Origin of the sequence: Streptomyces bungoensis, from assembly GCF_001514215.1 — a bacterium.
Taxonomy (GTDB): Bacteria; Actinomycetota; Actinomycetes; order Streptomycetales; family Streptomycetaceae; genus Streptomyces; species Streptomyces bungoensis.
Map to the genome: position 1 here is coordinate 329,088 of NZ_KQ948854.1, position 16,321 is coordinate 345,408.

The 16,321-nt window shown below is 70.7% G+C and carries 14 protein-coding genes; 8 read left to right on the forward strand and 6 right to left on the reverse strand.

All coding sequences use genetic code 11. From position 1 onward, the window contains the following. The first annotated feature begins 15 nt into the window (after positions 1–15). The 4 genes from AQJ66_RS11710 to AQJ66_RS11725 all read left to right on the forward strand — a co-directional run bounded on the left by AQJ66_RS11710 (position 16) and on the right by AQJ66_RS11725 (position 5,654). Positions 16–693 (forward strand): DUF3105 domain-containing protein, encoded by a 678-nt coding sequence (locus AQJ66_RS11710; protein ID WP_061919912.1) that lies wholly within the window; start codon positions 16–18, stop codon positions 691–693. Further along, entirely contained in the window at positions 690–1,319 is a 630-nt protein-coding gene (locus tag AQJ66_RS11715; protein ID WP_061919914.1) for a DUF305 domain-containing protein, read from the forward strand. The genes AQJ66_RS11710 and AQJ66_RS11715 overlap by 4 nt, the downstream gene beginning before the upstream one ends. Positions 1,320–1,544: 225 nt before the next feature. Further along, a complete protein-coding gene (locus AQJ66_RS11720; protein WP_061919916.1) occupies positions 1,545–3,488 on the forward strand; it encodes a S53 family peptidase in 1,944 nt (647 codons plus the stop codon). Between the two features lie 117 nt (positions 3,489–3,605). Next, positions 3,606–5,654, forward strand: a complete 2,049-nt coding sequence (locus tag AQJ66_RS11725; protein ID WP_244162801.1) for an NAD(+) synthase — start codon at positions 3,606–3,608, stop codon at positions 5,652–5,654. Here AQJ66_RS11725 and AQJ66_RS11730 read toward each other — a convergent pair. After that, positions 5,644–5,844, reverse strand: a complete 201-nt coding sequence (locus tag AQJ66_RS11730; protein ID WP_061919919.1) for a DUF397 domain-containing protein — start codon at positions 5,842–5,844, stop codon at positions 5,644–5,646. The genes AQJ66_RS11725 and AQJ66_RS11730 overlap by 11 nt on opposite strands. Further along, the gene (locus tag AQJ66_RS11735) at positions 5,816–6,679 is read right to left on the reverse strand and encodes a helix-turn-helix domain-containing protein (RefSeq protein ID WP_061919921.1); all 864 of its coding nucleotides are present in this window, start codon (positions 6,677–6,679) and stop codon (positions 5,816–5,818) included. The genes AQJ66_RS11730 and AQJ66_RS11735 overlap by 29 nt, the downstream gene beginning before the upstream one ends. A gap of 133 nt (positions 6,680–6,812) precedes the next feature. On the opposite strand from AQJ66_RS11735, the gene AQJ66_RS11740 reads away from it, so the two are divergent. Next, a complete protein-coding gene (locus AQJ66_RS11740) occupies positions 6,813–7,310 on the forward strand; it encodes an ATP-binding protein (protein ID WP_079060182.1) in 498 nt (165 codons plus the stop codon). Continuing rightward, positions 7,250–8,251: a DUF6215 domain-containing protein gene (locus tag AQJ66_RS11745; protein WP_061919923.1), complete on the forward strand. Its 1,002-nt coding sequence runs from the start codon at positions 7,250–7,252 to the stop codon at positions 8,249–8,251. The genes AQJ66_RS11740 and AQJ66_RS11745 overlap by 61 nt, the downstream gene beginning before the upstream one ends. A 19-nt stretch (positions 8,252–8,270) precedes the next feature. Here the strand turns inward: AQJ66_RS11745 and AQJ66_RS11750 are convergent, their stop codons facing one another. Genes AQJ66_RS11750 through AQJ66_RS11760 form a run of 3 tightly spaced genes read right to left on the reverse strand, consistent with a single transcriptional unit; the run spans position 8,271 to position 10,875 of the window. Beyond that, a complete protein-coding gene (locus tag AQJ66_RS11750) occupies positions 8,271–9,179 on the reverse strand; it encodes an ornithine cyclodeaminase family protein (RefSeq protein WP_061919925.1) in 909 nt (302 codons plus the stop codon). Continuing rightward, positions 9,179–9,970, reverse strand: coding sequence for an ATP-grasp domain-containing protein (locus AQJ66_RS11755; RefSeq protein WP_061919927.1), 792 nt, complete (start codon positions 9,968–9,970; stop codon positions 9,179–9,181). Before AQJ66_RS11755 ends, AQJ66_RS11750 begins: the two co-directional genes overlap by 1 nt. After that, a complete protein-coding gene (locus AQJ66_RS11760; protein ID WP_061919929.1) occupies positions 9,967–10,875 on the reverse strand; it encodes an ATP-grasp domain-containing protein in 909 nt (302 codons plus the stop codon). The genes AQJ66_RS11755 and AQJ66_RS11760 overlap by 4 nt, the downstream gene beginning before the upstream one ends. A gap of 158 nt (positions 10,876–11,033) precedes the next feature. On the opposite strand from AQJ66_RS11760, the gene AQJ66_RS11765 reads away from it, so the two are divergent. Continuing rightward, positions 11,034–12,242, forward strand: a complete 1,209-nt coding sequence (locus tag AQJ66_RS11765; RefSeq protein ID WP_061919931.1) for an RNA-guided endonuclease InsQ/TnpB family protein — start codon at positions 11,034–11,036, stop codon at positions 12,240–12,242. A gap of 173 nt (positions 12,243–12,415) precedes the next feature. On the opposite strand, the gene AQJ66_RS11770 is transcribed toward AQJ66_RS11765, so the two are convergent. Then, positions 12,416–12,853, reverse strand: a complete 438-nt coding sequence (locus AQJ66_RS11770) for a glutaredoxin domain-containing protein (RefSeq protein WP_061919933.1) — start codon at positions 12,851–12,853, stop codon at positions 12,416–12,418. Positions 12,854–13,309: 456 nt separating this feature from the next. On the opposite strand from AQJ66_RS11770, the gene AQJ66_RS40010 reads away from it, so the two are divergent. Further along, a partial coding sequence (locus AQJ66_RS40010) for an RICIN domain-containing protein (RefSeq protein WP_244162802.1) occupies positions 13,310–16,321 on the forward strand: 3,012 nt, incomplete at its 3' end.

A 16,321-nucleotide genomic window follows, 5' to 3' on the forward strand; every position in this document is an offset into this window, starting at 1 on the left:
AGAAGGACTCACCTCATGGGCTCCGCCAACAAGAGCAGCAACGCGGCGCGCAAGGCGCGCATAGAGGAGATGCGGCGCGCCGACCGTGCACGCGAGCGCCGCAACCGGGTGCTCGTCATCGCCGCGAGCGTGGTGGTCGTCGCCGGTCTGGTCGTCGGCGGCGTGGTGCTCGTGAACAAGCAGTCGGACTCGAAGGACTCGGCCGCGAGCGGCGACGGCAAGGGCTCCGGGGACTCCGGGCACTTCGTCACCGGCAAGGACGGGGTGCGGACCTGGTCGGGCAAGCTGTCGCGGACGCACGTGACGGCCAAGGTGTCGTACCCGATGCACCCGCCCGTCGGCGGCAACCACAACCCGGTGTGGCTGAACTGCAACGGCGACGTCTACACCACGCCGGTGCGCGACGAGAACGCGGTGCACGCGCTGGAGCACGGCGCGGTCTGGGTGACGTACACGGACAAGGCGAAGAAGGCCGACGTGGACGCGCTCGCGGCCAAGGTGAAGAAGACGCCGTACTCGCTGATGAGCCCGTACGCGAACCAGTCGGACCCGCTGGTCCTGTCGGCCTGGGGCCACCAGGTGAGCGTGAAGAGCGCGGGCGACCCCGAGGTGAACAAGTTCTTCGCCGCCTACGTGCAGGGCCCGCAGACGCCCGAGCCGGGCGCCTCGTGCACCGGTGGAGCCATGAAGTGAGGCGGCTGCACGTCGGCTGGATCGCGGGGGCCGCGGCGGCGGTGCTCGTCGCGGCCGGGGCGATCACCTACGCGGTCGCCGAGGACGCCGGCGGGGGCGGGACGAGCACGCCGGGCGCCGAGTCCGCCGACGCGGGCTTCGCCCGGGACATGGCCGTGCACCACCAGCAGGCCGTGGAGATGTCGTACATCGTGCGGGACCGCACGAAGAACGAGGACGTGCGGCGGCTCGCCTACGACATCGCGCAGACCCAGTCCAACCAGCGCGGGATGCTGCTCGGCTGGCTGGACCTGTGGGGGCTGCCGAAGGTGTCCGCCGAGCCGCCGATGACCTGGATGGGCATGGGCGACATGGCCTCCGGCAAGGACGGCGCGCTGATGCCGGGCATGGCGACGAACACGGACCTGAAAAAGCTGCAGGCGCTGAACGGCAAGCAGGCCGAGGTGCTCTACCTGCAGTTGATGACGGCCCATCACCAGGGCGGCATCCACATGGCCGAGGGCTGTGTCGCCAAGTGCACGGTCGGCGTGGAGAAGCGGCTGGCGCAGGGCATGGTGGACGCGCAGCAGTCCGAGTTGCAGGTCATGGCCGGGATGCTCAAGGAGCGTGGCGCCGCGCCGCGTTGAGGGCGATTTCAAGCCACCCCGGGCGGGACATACGGCTCAAATCGCCGCGTCTGACGGTTCCTTGGGCTTCTCTTGACCTTCACGTTCCCCTGGCATGAACGGTTCATCGCAAGAGTGGCGGGCATCGTGTGATCCATTCGCGGGCCTCTGCCGCCGCGGGCCCGGTGCGCGGATCCATGACGTTCCGACCACTACATGCATGCGAACCGCATCGCAGGGGGTTCTATGAGATCCAACCGCGCCACCGTGCGCGCCGGCGTGAGCATGGCAGCGACACTGCCGATGATCGCCGGTGCTCTGGCGCTCGGCATACCCGCGGCGCACGCCGCGGACACCCCGGCCCGTGACACCCTGGCGGGCACCAAGCCCGCGTGGGCCACGGCCAAGGCGGACAAGGGTGCGACCGCCGACAACGCGCAGGTCAAGGCCCGCGTCTACCTGGCCGGCCGGGACGCGGCCGGACTCGCCGCCTACGCCAAGGCCGTGTCCGACCCCAGCTCGCCGAGTTACGGCAAGTACCTGAGCGCCAAGAAGGCGCAGGCCCGCTTCGGTGCCACCAAGGCCCAGGTGGCCGCCGTCAAGTCCTGGCTGAAGTCGGCCGGTCTGACGGTCACCGAGGTCACCTCGCACTACGTCGCCGTCTCCGGTGACGTCGCCGCCGCCGAGAAGGCGTTCGGCACCCAGATGCACAACTTCGCCAAGGGCTCCAAGACGTACCGCGCCCCGGCGAAGTCCGCGTCCGTCCCGGCCGGCCTGAAGGGCGCCGTCCTGACCGTCACCGGTCTGGACAGCGCGCCGCACAAGTCGACCCACGACGACCAGCTGCCGCCCCCGGACGCCGTGTTCAAGAACTCCGGGCCGTTCTCCTCGTACTACGGCTCGAACGTCGCGACCACGCTGCCCGACGCCTACGGCCAGAAGATCCCGTACGCGGTCAAGGGCTACACCGGCAAGCAGCTGCGCGCCGCCTACGGCGCCGGCAGCTACACCGGCAAGGGCGTCCGCATCGCCATCACGGACGCGTACGCCTCGCCGACCATCGCCTTCGACGCGGGCACCTACGCGCAGAAGCACGGTGACGCGGCCTGGAAGACCAGCCAGCTGCACCAGGTCCTGCCGAAGAACTACACCAAGACCAAGGAGTGCGGCGCGGCCGGCTGGTACGGCGAGGAGACCCTCGACGTCGAGGCCGTGCACGCCGTCGCGCCCAGCGCCGACGTCACCTACGTGGGCGCCGCGTCCTGCTACGACGACGACCTGCTGGACTCGCTCAGCAAGGTCGTCGACAAGCACCTGGCCGACATCGTCTCCAACTCCTGGGGCGACATCGAGGCCAACCAGACGCCGGACCTCGCGGCCGCCTACGACCAGGTCTTCCAGCTGGGCGCGGTCCAGGGCATCGGCTTCTACTTCTCCTCCGGCGACAACGGCGACGAGGTCGCCAACACCGGTACGAAGCAGGTCGACACCCCGGCCAACTCGGCGTGGGTGACGGCGGTCGGCGGTACCTCGCTGGCCGTCGGCAAGGGCGACACGTACCAGTGGGAGACCGGCTGGGGCACCGAGAAGGCCGTGCTGTCCGCGGACGGCAAGAGCTGGACCAACTTCCCCGGCGCGTTCACCTCGGGCGCGGGCGGCGGCACCAGCAAGACCGTGCCGCAGCCGTACTACCAGAAGGGCGTCGTGCCCAAGGCGCTGGCCACGGCCAACAGCGCCGACGGCAACCGCGTCGTCCCGGACATCGCGGCCATCGCCGACCCGAACACCGGTTTCAAGGTCGGTCAGACCCAGACCTTCCCCGACGGCACCGAGCAGTACAGCGAGTACCGCATCGGCGGCACCTCGCTGGCCGCGCCGGTCATCGCGGCGGTCCAGGCCCTGGCCCAGGAGGCGGGCGGCGGCAAGGCGCTCGGCTTCGCCAACCCGGCGATCTACGCCAAGTACGGCAAGGCGGGCGTCTTCCACGACGTCACGGACAAGCCGACGGGCACCGACCTGGCCGTGGCGCGCATCGACTTCCTCAACGGCCTCGACGCCACCGGCGGCCTCGCGACCTCGGTCCGCAGCCTCGGCAAGGACAGCTCGCTGTCCGCGGTGAAGGGCTACGACGACGTCACCGGCGTGGGCTCGCCCGCGAACGGCTACGTCCAGTCGTACCGCCGTCACTGATCCGCTGACCCGGTAGAGGGGGCGCAGGGTGCACGCACCCCGCGCCCCTTCGTCGTGCGGGGAGACCGGACACCCCCGCACCCCACATCGCGTCGCTCTGACGATTACACTGGGCCCGTGCCTCCGTTGAACTTCTGGTCGATCTATCAGCATGGCTTCGCACGCGTCGCCGCGTGCACGGGCCACACCGTCATCGCCGACCCGCACGCCAACGCCGAAGCGGTCCTGCGCCAGGCGCGCCGGTGCGCCGACGAGGGGGTCGCCGTCGCCGTCTTCCCGGAGCTGGGGCTGTGCGGCTACTCGATCGAGGACCTGCTGCTGCAGGACGCCCTCCTCGACGAGGTCGAGGAGGCGGTGCGGCGGGTGGCCGCCGGGTCGGCGGAGCTGCTGCCGGTCCTGGTCGTCGGCGCCCCGCTGCGCCACCGCAACCGGATCTACAACTGCGCGGTGGTCGTGCACCGCGGCCGGATCCTCGGTGTCGTGCCCAAGTCGTACCCGCCAAACTACCGCGAGTTCTACGAGCGCCGGCAGATCGGCGACGGCGCCGACGAGCGCGGCGGCTCGATCCTCGTCGGCGGCGAGGCCGTGCCGTTCGGCGTGGACCTGCTGTTCGCGGCCGGCGACGTCCCCGGTCTCGTGCTGCACGCGGAGATCTGCGAGGACATGTGGGTGCCGGTGCCGCCCAGCGCGGAGGCCGCCCTCGCCGGTGCGACGCTCCTGGTCAACCTCTCGGGCAGCCCGATCACGGTCGGCCGGGCCGAGGACCGCAAGCTGCTGTGCCGCTCGGCGTCGTCCCGCTGCCTCGCCGCCTACGTCTACGCGGCGGCCGGTCTCGGCGAGTCGACCACGGACCTGTCCTGGGACGGCCAGGCCATGGTCTACGAGAACGGCGTGCTGCTCGCGGAGACCGAGCGGTTCCCGCTCGGCGACACCTACGCGGTGGCCGACGTGGACCTCGACCTGCTGCGGCAGGAGCGGCAGCGGATGGGTACGTTCGACGACAACCGCCGTACGCACGGCGCGCGCACCGCCGACTTCCGGACGGTCTCCTTCGAACTCGACCCGCCGCCGGCCGACCTGGGGCTGCGCCGCCGCCTGGAGCGCTTCCCGTTCGTCCCGGCGGACGCCGACCGCCTCGCGCAGGACTGCTACGAGGCGTACAACATCCAGGTCGCGGGCCTCCAGCAGCGGCTTGCGGCCATCGGCGGCCCGAAGGTGGTCATCGGGGTGTCCGGCGGCCTGGACTCCACGCACGCGCTGATCGTCGCCGCCCGGGCGATGGACCGCGCGGGCCGCCCGCGCAGCGACATCCTGGCCTGGACCCTGCCCGGCTTCGCCACCAGCGACCACACCAAGGACAACGCCCACAAGCTGATGAACTCGCTCGGCGTCACCGCGGCCGAGCTGGACATCACGCCCACCGCGCGGCTGATGCTGAAGGAGATGGGCCACCCGTTCGCGTCCGGCGAGCCGGTCTACGACGTCACCTTCGAGAACGTGCAGGCGGGCCTGCGCACGGACTACCTCTTCCGGCTGGCCAACCAGCGCGGCGGCATCGTCCTCGGCACCGGTGACCTCTCCGAGCTGGCGCTCGGCTGGTCCACGTACGGCGTGGGCGACCAGATGAGCCACTACAACGTCAACGGCGGTGTGCCGAAGACGCTGATGCAGCACCTGATCCGCTGGGTCGTCAGCAGCGGCCAGTTCGACGAGGAGACCGGCAAGACGCTGGCGGCGATCCTCGACACCGAGATCAGCCCGGAGCTGGTGCCGGGCGAGGAGATGCAGTCGACGGAGTCGAAGATCGGCCCGTACGCGCTGCACGACTTCACGCTCTTCCACGTGCTGCGGTACGGCTTCCGGCCGTCGAAGATCGCCTTCCTGGCCTGGCACGCCTGGCACGACCCCGAGGCCGGCGCCTGGCCGCCGAACTTCCCCGAGGCCAAGCGGGTGGCGTACGACCTGCCGGAGATCCGGCACTGGCTGGAGGTCTTCTGCCGCCGCTTCTTCGGCTTCGCGCAGTTCAAGCGCTCGGCCATGCCGAACGGGCCGAAGGTCTCGGCGGGCGGTTCGCTCTCACCGCGCGGCGACTGGCGCGCACCGTCGGACGGCAACGCGCGCGCGTGGCTGCGGGACCTGGAGCGGTTCGACGAGCCTACTGCTTGAGCGCGTCCACGAAGGGGGCCCAGGCGGCGGCGCTGAGGAGGAGTGCGGGGCCGTCCGGGACCTTGGAGTCCCGGACGGGGACGAGGTGGGGGATGTGAGCGGCAACTTCGAGGCAGTTGCCGCCGTCCCCGTTGCTGTAGCTGCTCTTCATCCAGCGCGCGTCACTCAAGTCGATCCGGGTGCTTGGCATTTCGGTGATCCTCTGCGGCGGCCTTGATCATGGCGAGGGACGCATCTGGTGACAGCGCGACGGCCCTGAGCCGATCGTATGCCTTGCGGTACTGCTTCACGAGGGCCGGATCATCGATGGTGTCCCCGCTGTAAGACGCCTCGGTGTAGATCAACGGCGGGGCGTCCGGGAAGGTCATGACCATGATGGTGGCGGCCATCAACGGATACGCACCACACTTCCGCGGAACGATCTGCGGAGTGATCCGGCGCCGCTCGGTCAGCTCCACGATCCGGTCGAGCTGTGCGGCCATCTCGTCCGGCGACACGATGGCATCGGTCAGCAGCGACTGGTGCAGGATCGCCCAGTACTCGGGGACGGAGTGGTCGTCCTCGAAGAGGTGCGCGCGGTCCATCCGGGCTCGCACCTTCTCCTCGACCCACTCCTCGGCGGCCGCCGGATGAGCGGACCGGACGAGGGCCCGCGCGTAGGGAGCTGCCTGCAGCAGTCCGGGGAAGGTGCTCGGGCACCACTCCTCGATGGTCTCCGCGAACTTCTCCGCCTCCAGCACCCGCTCGAAGTAGGCGGCGTGCGGCCCCCGCCTGGCCCGCCGCACGTCCTCGCAATGCCGCTCGAAGTACCCGTCGGTCCCCAGCACCCGGTCCACGTGCCGAGCCAGATCCATGGGCATGCGCCGCTTGCCGTGCTCGATGTCGCTGAGGTGCGACTTGCCGTAGAAGCTGCCCTCGACCAGCTTCTCCAGGGACAGCCCGGCAGCCTCCCGCTTCCACCGCAACTCCTTGCCGTAGAAGTCGGGGACGCTGACCGAACCGTCGATGTCCTTGCGCCGGACCACGCGCTCACCGCCGTAACTCGTCGTGCCGTTTCCGCTGCTCGCGTCGCGGACGCGAACCCTCTTCCACGCTAGCGGGCCGGGCGACACTCTGTGAGGCGTTCGTCACTCACCGCACAGAAGGCCACGGCACCCCATGCCCGACCACTCCCCCACCGCCTACGAACTCGACCTGCTCGCCACCCCGAAGGCCGTACCGGAGCTGCGCCACCGCCTGCGCGCCCTCGACCACGAAGTCCTGCTCTGTGTGACGGAGTTGCTGACGAACGTCATCGACCACCTCGGCGAGGGCACCCCGGTCACGGTCCGCGTGACCGGCACCCCCCACGGCCACACCCGCGTCGAGGTCACCGACCCCGACGCCCGCGTCCTTCCCGTCCTCCTGCCGGCCTCCGACACCGCGGAGTGCGGCCGGGGCCTGACCCTGATCGACGCGCTCGCCCAGCGCTGGGGCGTGGACCAGGGTCCGGACCACAAGACGGTCTGGTGCGAACTGGCCTTCTTCGACGAGCGTCCCCGGAACTGTGGCCTCCACCATGGCGGGGGTGGTCATGTCCCTGATGAGATCACCGGATGCTCGGTCTACTCCTCCGCCTGCTGCCCTTCTGGGTCCGCGAGCCCCTATTCATCGTGATCGGGTCCGTTCTGGGCCTGCGCCTCGGTTATCTGGCCGTTCACGATCACGACCGGGTCGCGGCCGTCTTCGGGGTGGTGTTCCTCGGGTTCACCGCGGTGCGCGTCCACACGGTGGTCCGAGCGCTTCGTGCGCGCCGGAACCCGGGTCCGGCTCGGGCGCAGGCCCCGATCCAGGCCCCCGCTCAGGCCCAGGCCGCAGCCGGGCCGCGCCCGGCCCCCGGCGCGCCGGAGAAGGACCACAACGCGTGGGGTCAGGCCGTCGCGGCCGTGGCCGTGTTCGGGGCGCTCGCGGCCACGATCTGGCTGAGCCCCCACCTGATGCCGTCCGACGACACCACCCCGCGGGCCGCCTCGTGTTCGGACACGGAGCACGAGGCACTGCCGAAGGCGTACCGGAAGACGCCCCGGGCCGTGACCGGTGACGATCTGTGCAAGGCGCTCAACCGGCCCGACCTGGCCCGGCTCCTGGGAACGCCCGGGGAGACCGCGACCACGGCTTCCGGCAGCAACGGCACCGCTGCTCTGACCGACGAGAAGGTCGCCCGGCCGGAGGCCGAGATCATGTTCGACACGTACACCGTGAACCTGTCGGCCGCGTACGACCGGATGTCGACCGCCCAGTACGTGAAGCTGATCGACATCGCGGGTGACAGGGTGGAGGACGACGTCAAGACGCTCAAGGTTCTCGGCCGGCCCGCGGTCTTCTCCTCGGACCACACCATGAAGATCGAGTTCCGTCTCGGGGGTGGTCAGAAGAGCGCACCGGTCCAGCAGGGTCCGCTGGCCAGGACACTGTCCGTGGCCCTGGACCGCAAGGACCGGGGCGGCTCCTACGACATCACCGTGTGGAGCAAGTCCGGGGCCCTCCCGAGCGACAGCGCTCTGCTCGGCATCGCCGAGAAGGTTCTCCCGGCGATCCCCGAGCGGAGTGCTCACTGAGCCGTTCCGCCGCGGGCGATCAGTTTCGCTGCGCCGACTCCCACAGCGCGGCAGCGACAGCGACCTCCGTGCCGGCCAGACCGACCGAGCAGAAGACGGTGATCTGGTCGGCACGGGTCCGGCCTGGCGCGGCGCCGGCCAGGACGGCGCCCAGGGCGGTCATCCGGTCGGCGGGGAAGAGGTGGGGCTCGCCGTAACCGGCCGCCTGGGCGAGGGAGTCGGTGAGGAGCACGTCGGCTCGGTCCGCCAGGGCCACGGGCACCTCATGGCGCGAGACCGTCTTTGGTCCGAGCGTCGTCACGTGCGTCCCCGCCGCGATCCAGTCGGCGTCCAGCACGGGTACCGAGCTGTTCGTGGCGACGACCACGACGTCGTGATCACGCACCGCGTCCTCCACCGCGTGCACCGCCCGCACCCGGACGCCCAGTTCCTCGGCGGCCCGCCGGGCGAACGCCTCCGCGCGTTCGGGTCTGCGGGCCGCCACGGTGGCCTCCGTCACCTGCCGCACCTCGCAGATGGCCCACAGCTGTGTCCAGGCATGGGTACCCGCTCCCACCAGCCCGAGCCGGATCGGTCCGGGGCGGGCCGCCGCGTCCACCGCCACGGCGCCGATGGCGCCGGTCCGCCGCGCGCCCAGCTCGTCGCCGTGCACCACGGCCCGGAGCCGGCCGTCGTCGGAGCCCCACACGGCCACCAGCTGCTCCGCTCCGACCAGGGTGTCGTAGGCACGGAAGCCGAACAGTTCCTCCGCGCGCAGATGTCCCGCCGTGAACACCAGGTGGCCGTCACCGAGGTCGGCGCGGACCCGCGGGGGCGCCTGGAGAGTGCCGTCATGCGCGGCCGTCAGGGCGTCCCGCACGGCGCGTACGGCGGTTCGAGCGTCGAGACGGCCGCGCACGTCGTCGTCGTTCAGCAATAGGACGGACATCACGTACTTCCCTTCCGTGAGATCAGCGCTGCCAGCGCCGCGGGAGCGCCCGGCTGGTCCCGGACGCCGGGGAAGGCGTTGACGTCCACGATCAGGGGGGCACCGTGGCCGCGGTCGATGACGTCCACGCCGTAGACGTCGAGGGAGAAGACCTCCCCGACGCGGTGCACCAGGTCCGCCCATCCGGGCGGCAGGTCGTCGAGGGGAAGCGTCCGTGTGGGGCCGCGCTCCTCGGGGGAGAGTTCGGAGCGGCGCAGGCCGGCGAACACCCGGTCGCCGATCGCCCAGAGCTTGTGGTCCCAGCCGTCGTTGGGGGCGAAGTCCTGGACCACGACCGGCTCGTCCGGATGGGTGGCGGCCAGGTCCCGCAGGTGCGCGTGCCCGTCCACGCGAGCCACCACGTCGTGCTTCCGGCTGTGCCGGCTCTTGACGACCACCGGTCCCGGCAGCGCCGGCCCGGACGCCAGCTCTGCCAGGGTGCTGAAGGTACGCGTGGCCGCGAAGGGGAGGCCGGCGTCCAGGGCCAGCGCGGCCATGGCCGTGCGGTCCTGGCACAGCGCGGTCGCGGCGGCCGAGTTGATCACGCGAGCGCCACGTCGCTCCAGTTCCCGGGCGAGCGCGAGGGCCTGGGGCGTGCGTGCCTTCAGCAGACAGACGTCGGCGAGCGGTTCGGGGACGGGTGGCGGCGTCCGCGGATCCAGCACGTCCACGTGGTGGTCGGGCGTGAGCAGGGCCGTGGTGAGACTCAGGAGCGGGTGGCCGGGGTCAGAGGTGATCAGGACGATCCTCATGCCGTCCTGCCCGCCGTCACGGGGACCGGAACGGCGCCGACCGGCGGCTGCGCGGTTGCGGTCACGGTCGCCGTCGCGGTCGCGGTCGCCCCGCCCGCGCCGGCCGCCAGGGCGAGGACGGCTCTTGCCAGCCGTTCCGCCGCGTCGGGGACCTGGCGGAAGCTGGGGAAGTCGTTCACGTCGACCACCACGGGGCCATCCGGTCCCAGCACCACGTCCACGCCGTAGAGGTCGAGGCCGTAGACCACGCCGACCCGAGCGGCGATCTCGGCGATCTCGGGCGACAGCGGCACGTGGCGCTCCCGTACGGCGTGGTCCGGGTGGAGCGGGGAGCGGCGCTCGGTTGCGTACAGCTCGCCGCCGACGCTGTACACCTTGATGTCGACACCGGAGTTGGGCACGTACGGCTGGGCGATGAGCAGGCCCTCCCCCGCCAGTTCGGGGAGCATCTCGGCGAGCCGGCGCGGGGAGGACACCAGGTGCACGGCCCGGCCCGAGCTGCCGTCGGCGGGCTTGACGACGAGCGGGTACTCCGACTCGGGTATCTCCAGCAGCAGTTCGGGCTGCGCGGCCGCGTAGGTCGCGGGCAGGGGCAGCCCACGGCTGAGGCCGAGGACGGCGGCCAGCGCCTTGTCCCGCACGCCCCGGATCGCCCGCGCGTCGTTGATCGTCGTCAGGCCGGCCGAGGCCGCCGCTTCGAGGAGGGTGAGACCCGGGCCGCCGGAGACGGTCTTGAGCACCCATGCGTCGTGGTCGCTCGTCTGCACGGCCTCCGTCAGGCGCAGCAGGGAGCCGCCGGGACGCACGACGTCCACATGGTGTCCCCACACCGTGAGTTGGTGGATCACCTCGACCGGCATACCGTCTCGGCGGTACTGCTCCTCCACCAGAAAGCAGAACTTCATCGAGCGTCCTTCGTGGATACCCCGGCCTTCAGGCCGGGGAGGAAACGAAGCTCCTGCGGAGCAGGGCAGGGAAAGGCGAATCGCCGCCAGGGCGATTCCGCATGTACGACCACCGGCCGACAGTCGCCGCTCACATGGAATCTGATACTATGTGAGCCGTGACGCAGCAGGTCAAGCGGGCGTTCAAGTATCGCTTCTATCCCACGGACGAGCAGGCGGCTGAGCTGTCGCGCACGTTCGGCTGCGTCCGCCTCGTGTACAACAGGGCGCTGGAGGAGCGCACACGGGCCTGGTACGTCGAGCAGCGCCGTGTCTCCTACGTGCAGTCCTCCGCCGCGCTCACGGAGTGGAAGAAGACCGATGAGCTGGCCTTCCTGACGGAGGTGTCGTCCGTCCCGCTCCAACAGGCGCTGCGCCATCTTCAGACGGCGTTTGCGAACTTCTTCGCCAAGCGCGCGAAGTACCCCCGGTACAAGAGCCGGAAGAAGTCGAGGGCGTCGGCCGAGTACACCCGCAGCGCGTTCAAGTGGCAGGGCGGGCGACTGACTCTGGCCAAGATGGCGGAGCCGCTGGACATCCGCTGGTCGCGTCCGCTGCCCGAGGGTGCGGAGCCGACCACGGTGACGGTGTCGCGCGACGCGGCGGGACGCTGGTTCGTGTCCCTGCTGTGCGAGGACGGCATCGCCCCGGCCCCCGCCACCACGGCGGCCGTGGGCATCGACGCCGGGGTCACCTCCCTGGTGACCCTGTCCACCGGGGAGAAGGTCGCCAACCCGAAGCACGAGCGGCGTGACCGCGCCCGTCTGGCCCGTGCGCAGCGGGAGCTGTCGCGGAAGGCGAAGGGGTCGGCGAACCGGGAGAAGGCCCGGCGTCGCGTCGCCAAGGTCCACGCGCGGATCGCCGACCGGCGCCGCGACTTCCTGCACAAGCTGTCGACTCGTCTCGTCCGTGAGAACCAAACGGTCGTGATCGAGGACCTGACCGTCCGCAACCTGCTGAAGAACGGCAAGCTCGCGCGCGCCATCTCGGATGCGGCCTGGACGCAACTGCGCTCCATGCTGGAGTACAAGTGCGCCTGGTACGGGCGCGAACTCGTCGTGATCGACCGATGGTTCCCCAGCTCGAAGCTGTGCGGGGCCTGCGGCACGGTCCGCGAGGGGCTGCCGCTGAACGTCCGCGAGTGGACGTGCGACTGCGGCACCACGCATGACCGCGACGTGAACGCGGCACGCAACACCCTGGCCGCCGGGCTGGCGGCGTCTGCCTGTGGAGACGGTGTAAGACCTCAACGGGAGTCCTCCCGGACGGGGCGGTCGTCGGTGAAGCAGGAAACCCAGCGGGCGACCGCTGGAATCCCCCGCCTTTAGGCGGAGGAGGAAGTCAACGTTCGTCCCCGTCACCGCCGGGCATCCGCCTTACCGCCTGTCATCCGGCATTTCGTCATGTCGTGTGGCGTCACAGGATGCCATGGCCGGGCGGCGCGGCAGCCGTCTGCGGTCACGGGGCGTGCGAGCAACGCCGTGGCCGAGCGCCCGGACCGTCACGCGGAACGGGAGAGCTGATCGCGCACCCACGCGGGATCGGGGTTGACGTGTGGCTGGCCGGCCACGACGACCGTCGGCACGGTCTCGTTGCCGTCGGCGACCGCCCGCACCGCCGCGGCTCCGGCCGGGTCACGCCAGATGTCCACCCAGTACAACCGGCGCGCCCGACGACCCAACCGCATCCGCAGGCGCAGGCAGTACGTACATCCCGGCCGCCAGTAGACGACGGGCCGGCCGTCGGCCGCGCTGCGGCGTTCCGCTTCCGCGGCCGGGATCGACCTCGGGAAGACGAGCGGCGAGTTCAGGCCCGCCAGCAGAGCGAACACCAGGAGAAGCGTTACGGCAGCGCCAGGGCTCCCCTTCGCGAACAGAGAGGCCGCGACCGCTGAGCCGCCGAGCACGAACAGCATCGGGAAGAGCCAAGCGCGCGTCATGAGGAGGAAGACTATCGGGATCGAATATCGGTCATCTGTGATCGCCTATCGCACCCCGCCAGCCATCGACACACACAGAAACATCACAGGAAAAGCACAGATGTGGCCACGAGTGAGCGCCTCTGTCAGCGCGCCGACCTCCCGAAAATCACGCCATCACGGTCGCCGCACGAAAGTGAACACCTGTACGACTTCACCTTTGTGTGTCTAGAGTGTCGCCGTGCACCGGCGGAGCCTGACCACTCCGTCCGCGCACGTCACACAGCGACCGGGGGAACGCCGTCGCTCACGGGGAGGGTGTCGCATCGCCATGCCGTCGCACTGGCCATCCATGTGCGCGAGCCCAGTCAGGGGCCTGCGCTTCTGAGTCTCCGTGAGAGTCCTTGCACGTGACTGCTCTGCGGAGCATCGGCCGATCAACCGGCGCATCCACACCCTGCAGAAAGTGATGCTCCGTTGCCTTCCCGACCAGGAAGATCGCTCATACCCACGCCAGGCCACTCAGGACTACTCGCCCGAATCATCCTGCTGCTGACCGCGGTCGCCGTCGTCGTGGGCCTCGCCGTACGGCCCGACGCCGTCGGCCACTCCGGCCACGACGACCTGAGCCTCGTGGGGGACTCCTACGACGGCTACGACACCAAGGCCGCCGAACAGCTGCGCGGAGACCAGTGCGTGGCCGTGGACGCCCTGCGCAAGGGTGGACCCAACCTGTTCGCCCTGGCCCAGGGCTCCGTCGGGCTGCCGCCCGACCAGCTCCACCAGAAGCTCGACCGGAACCTGTACGACCTCAAGACGCCCCTGCACCAGGCCTTCGACGCCGACGAGAACAACAGCTCGCAGTGGCAGCAGAAGGTCCAGGACCAAGGTCAGGCGTTCACCAGCACCGTCAGTGGCCTGGACTCCTACCCGGGTGCGCCCCAGGGAGCGACCAAGATCTACGACCAGATCGGGCTGCTCCCCTGGATCTACCAGCAGTGGGGCCACGGCATCGATCTGTTCTCGCCCTTCTACGAGCCGTCGCCCACTGCTGACGACAGCACGAAGGCTGCCGCGCTCGCGATCGGCGACCCGCTGTACACCTCGGGGGGAACACCGCAGGAGCAGCAGGCATGGGCGCTGTGGAAGAAGAACTCCGGGAAGATCGAACCCAACCAGCTCTTCGTACCGCGTGTGTTCGCGGACGACGCCCGCATCTTCCTGTCCTCGGGCGGCTTCCCCCGCACCGCTCCGGCGCCGGACACCACGGAGTTCCGCATCGCGGTCGAGGACCTGAAGGCCCGCTTCGGCGCGTGCGCGTGGCACGACCCGATCGACCCGGACCGGGTCCTCGGCAAGGAGGTCGCCCAGGCGTCCACCGAGTGGCAGCAGGAGATCGCCTCGCAGGCGACGCAGCGGCAGCAGATCCTCGCCGCGAACGTCACCGCCACCAAGGCTCTGCAGGACGGCACGTTCGCCCTGGGCAAGCTGCTGGGCCAGTCGTGGATCGCGGACTACTCGACCCGCTGGCTGGACCACTACACCGAGGGCGGCATCAACTGGATCGGTGACGCCCCGCTGGAGATCCAGGTGCCGGGCGCCACGGGCAAGTGCCTGGACGTCCAGGGCGGCGCGAAGACCAACGGCACCCCGGTGCAGGTCTACACCTGCAACGGCGGCGACGCCCAGCGGTGGCAGCTGTGGGGGGTCTACGACGGCCACTACACCCTGCGCAACGTCAACTCGGGCAAGTGCCTGGAGGTGGCGAACGGCGCCGACACGAACGGCACGAAGATCCAGATCCAGACCTGTGGCAGCAGCAAGGCCCAGCAGTGGACCTTCAACGTGCGGGCCGCGGACGAGCTGCGCAACATCGCCACGGACAAGTGCCTGGACCTGGCCACGTTCGACAACGGCAAAGACGCCAAGCTGAACACGTGCAACGGCTCCAAGGCACAGAAGCTCCGCATCGTCCCCAAGGGCCACACCGGCAGCGCGCCGGCGAAGGCGGACGTGGACAAGGCCAAGGCCAACGTCACGAACGCGCAGTCGGAGGCGAAGAAGCAGCTCGCCGCCGTCAAGGCTCAGTTGGCGGCAGCGCAGAAGGCGGCGACGACGTCGGACACGGCGATCCAGGCCGCGTACGGCATCGCGGACGCCAACGGCTCGCCGCGCGGCCGAGGCCTCCTGGTGGGCCAGCAGAAGGACCAGGTCACCCAGGGCTCCGTCGCCGCACTGCAGGCGATGGAGAAGGCCGCCGAGACCGCTGAGGCCGCGACCCGTGCGTCCGCCGGCGACAGCGAGACCATCACACAGCGCGCCCTGGCCCAGGCGGCCCAGTCGAAGGCGGAGTTCCGCAAGGAAGCCGCGGCGGCGGCCGAGTGGCAGGCGAAGGCGGCGGCGGACGCGGCGAAGCTGCACCGGGACAACGCCAAGAAGGACAAGGAGACCGCCGAGGCCAAGCTCGCGGTCGCGGTGACGGCCGAGGGGGATGCGAAGGCGGCCGCCGCCGACGCCCACGCCAAGCGGCTTGCCGCCGAGGCCGAGGAGAAGACGGCCAAGGCGGAGAAGGAGACGGCCGCAGCCAAGCAGGCCGAGGCCGCCGAGCACAAGCAGAACGCCCAGGCCCAGGCATCGAAGGCCGCGGACGCCAAGGACAAGGCGGCGGCGGCGGAGAAGACCGCCGAGGGCGAGCGCGACGACGCCGTCGCGGCCAAGGACCATGCCAAGGCGATGCGCGACGACGCCTGGGACGCGGAACAGCAGGCGGACGCGGCCCGCGCCAAGGCCGACGCCAAGAACGCCTACGCCGACTCCCTGGACTCCGGCGACGCCGCCGACGCCGCCCGCGCAGCCGCCAACGAGGCGGACCACCACGCCGACGACGCCGAAGCCGCAGCGCAGAAGGCCCGTTCGGAAGCGGACGCGGCCACCCAGGCAGCGGCCGACGCCGACGCCGCAGCCACCCGCGCCGAAGCTGCGGCCAAGCGGGCCCGTTCCGACGCGGACGCCGCCCGGGCCGACAAGCTGAAGGCCGACGCGGCGGTGAAGACCGCGACCAGTGCCGCAGCGGACGCGATCAAGGCGTCCCAGGACGCGGCCGCCGAGGCCAAGACCGCCGTGAAGCTCGCCGACGAGGCCGAGCAGCACGCCAAGGACTCCAAGGCCGAGGCCGACGCGGCCAACGTCGAGGCCGGCAAGGCCTTGGCGGCCTCCGCCAAGGCCGCCGGCTTCGCCCACGTCACCGCACAGGCCGCCGTGGACGCCGGCAAGGCGGCCGAACAGGTCGCCAACCCCGCCAACGACGCGGTGGAGCTCGGCTCACCGTATGTCGACACGGACTCCGCAGCGGGTCTGGTGGTACTGACAGCGCAGGCGTCCAAGACGATCGCGGAGCAGCAGCAGGCCGTCGCCGACGCCCACGCCAAGAACGCCGCAGCGGAAGCCCAGGCCGCCAAGAACCTCGCCGACCAGGCGAAGGGTGATACC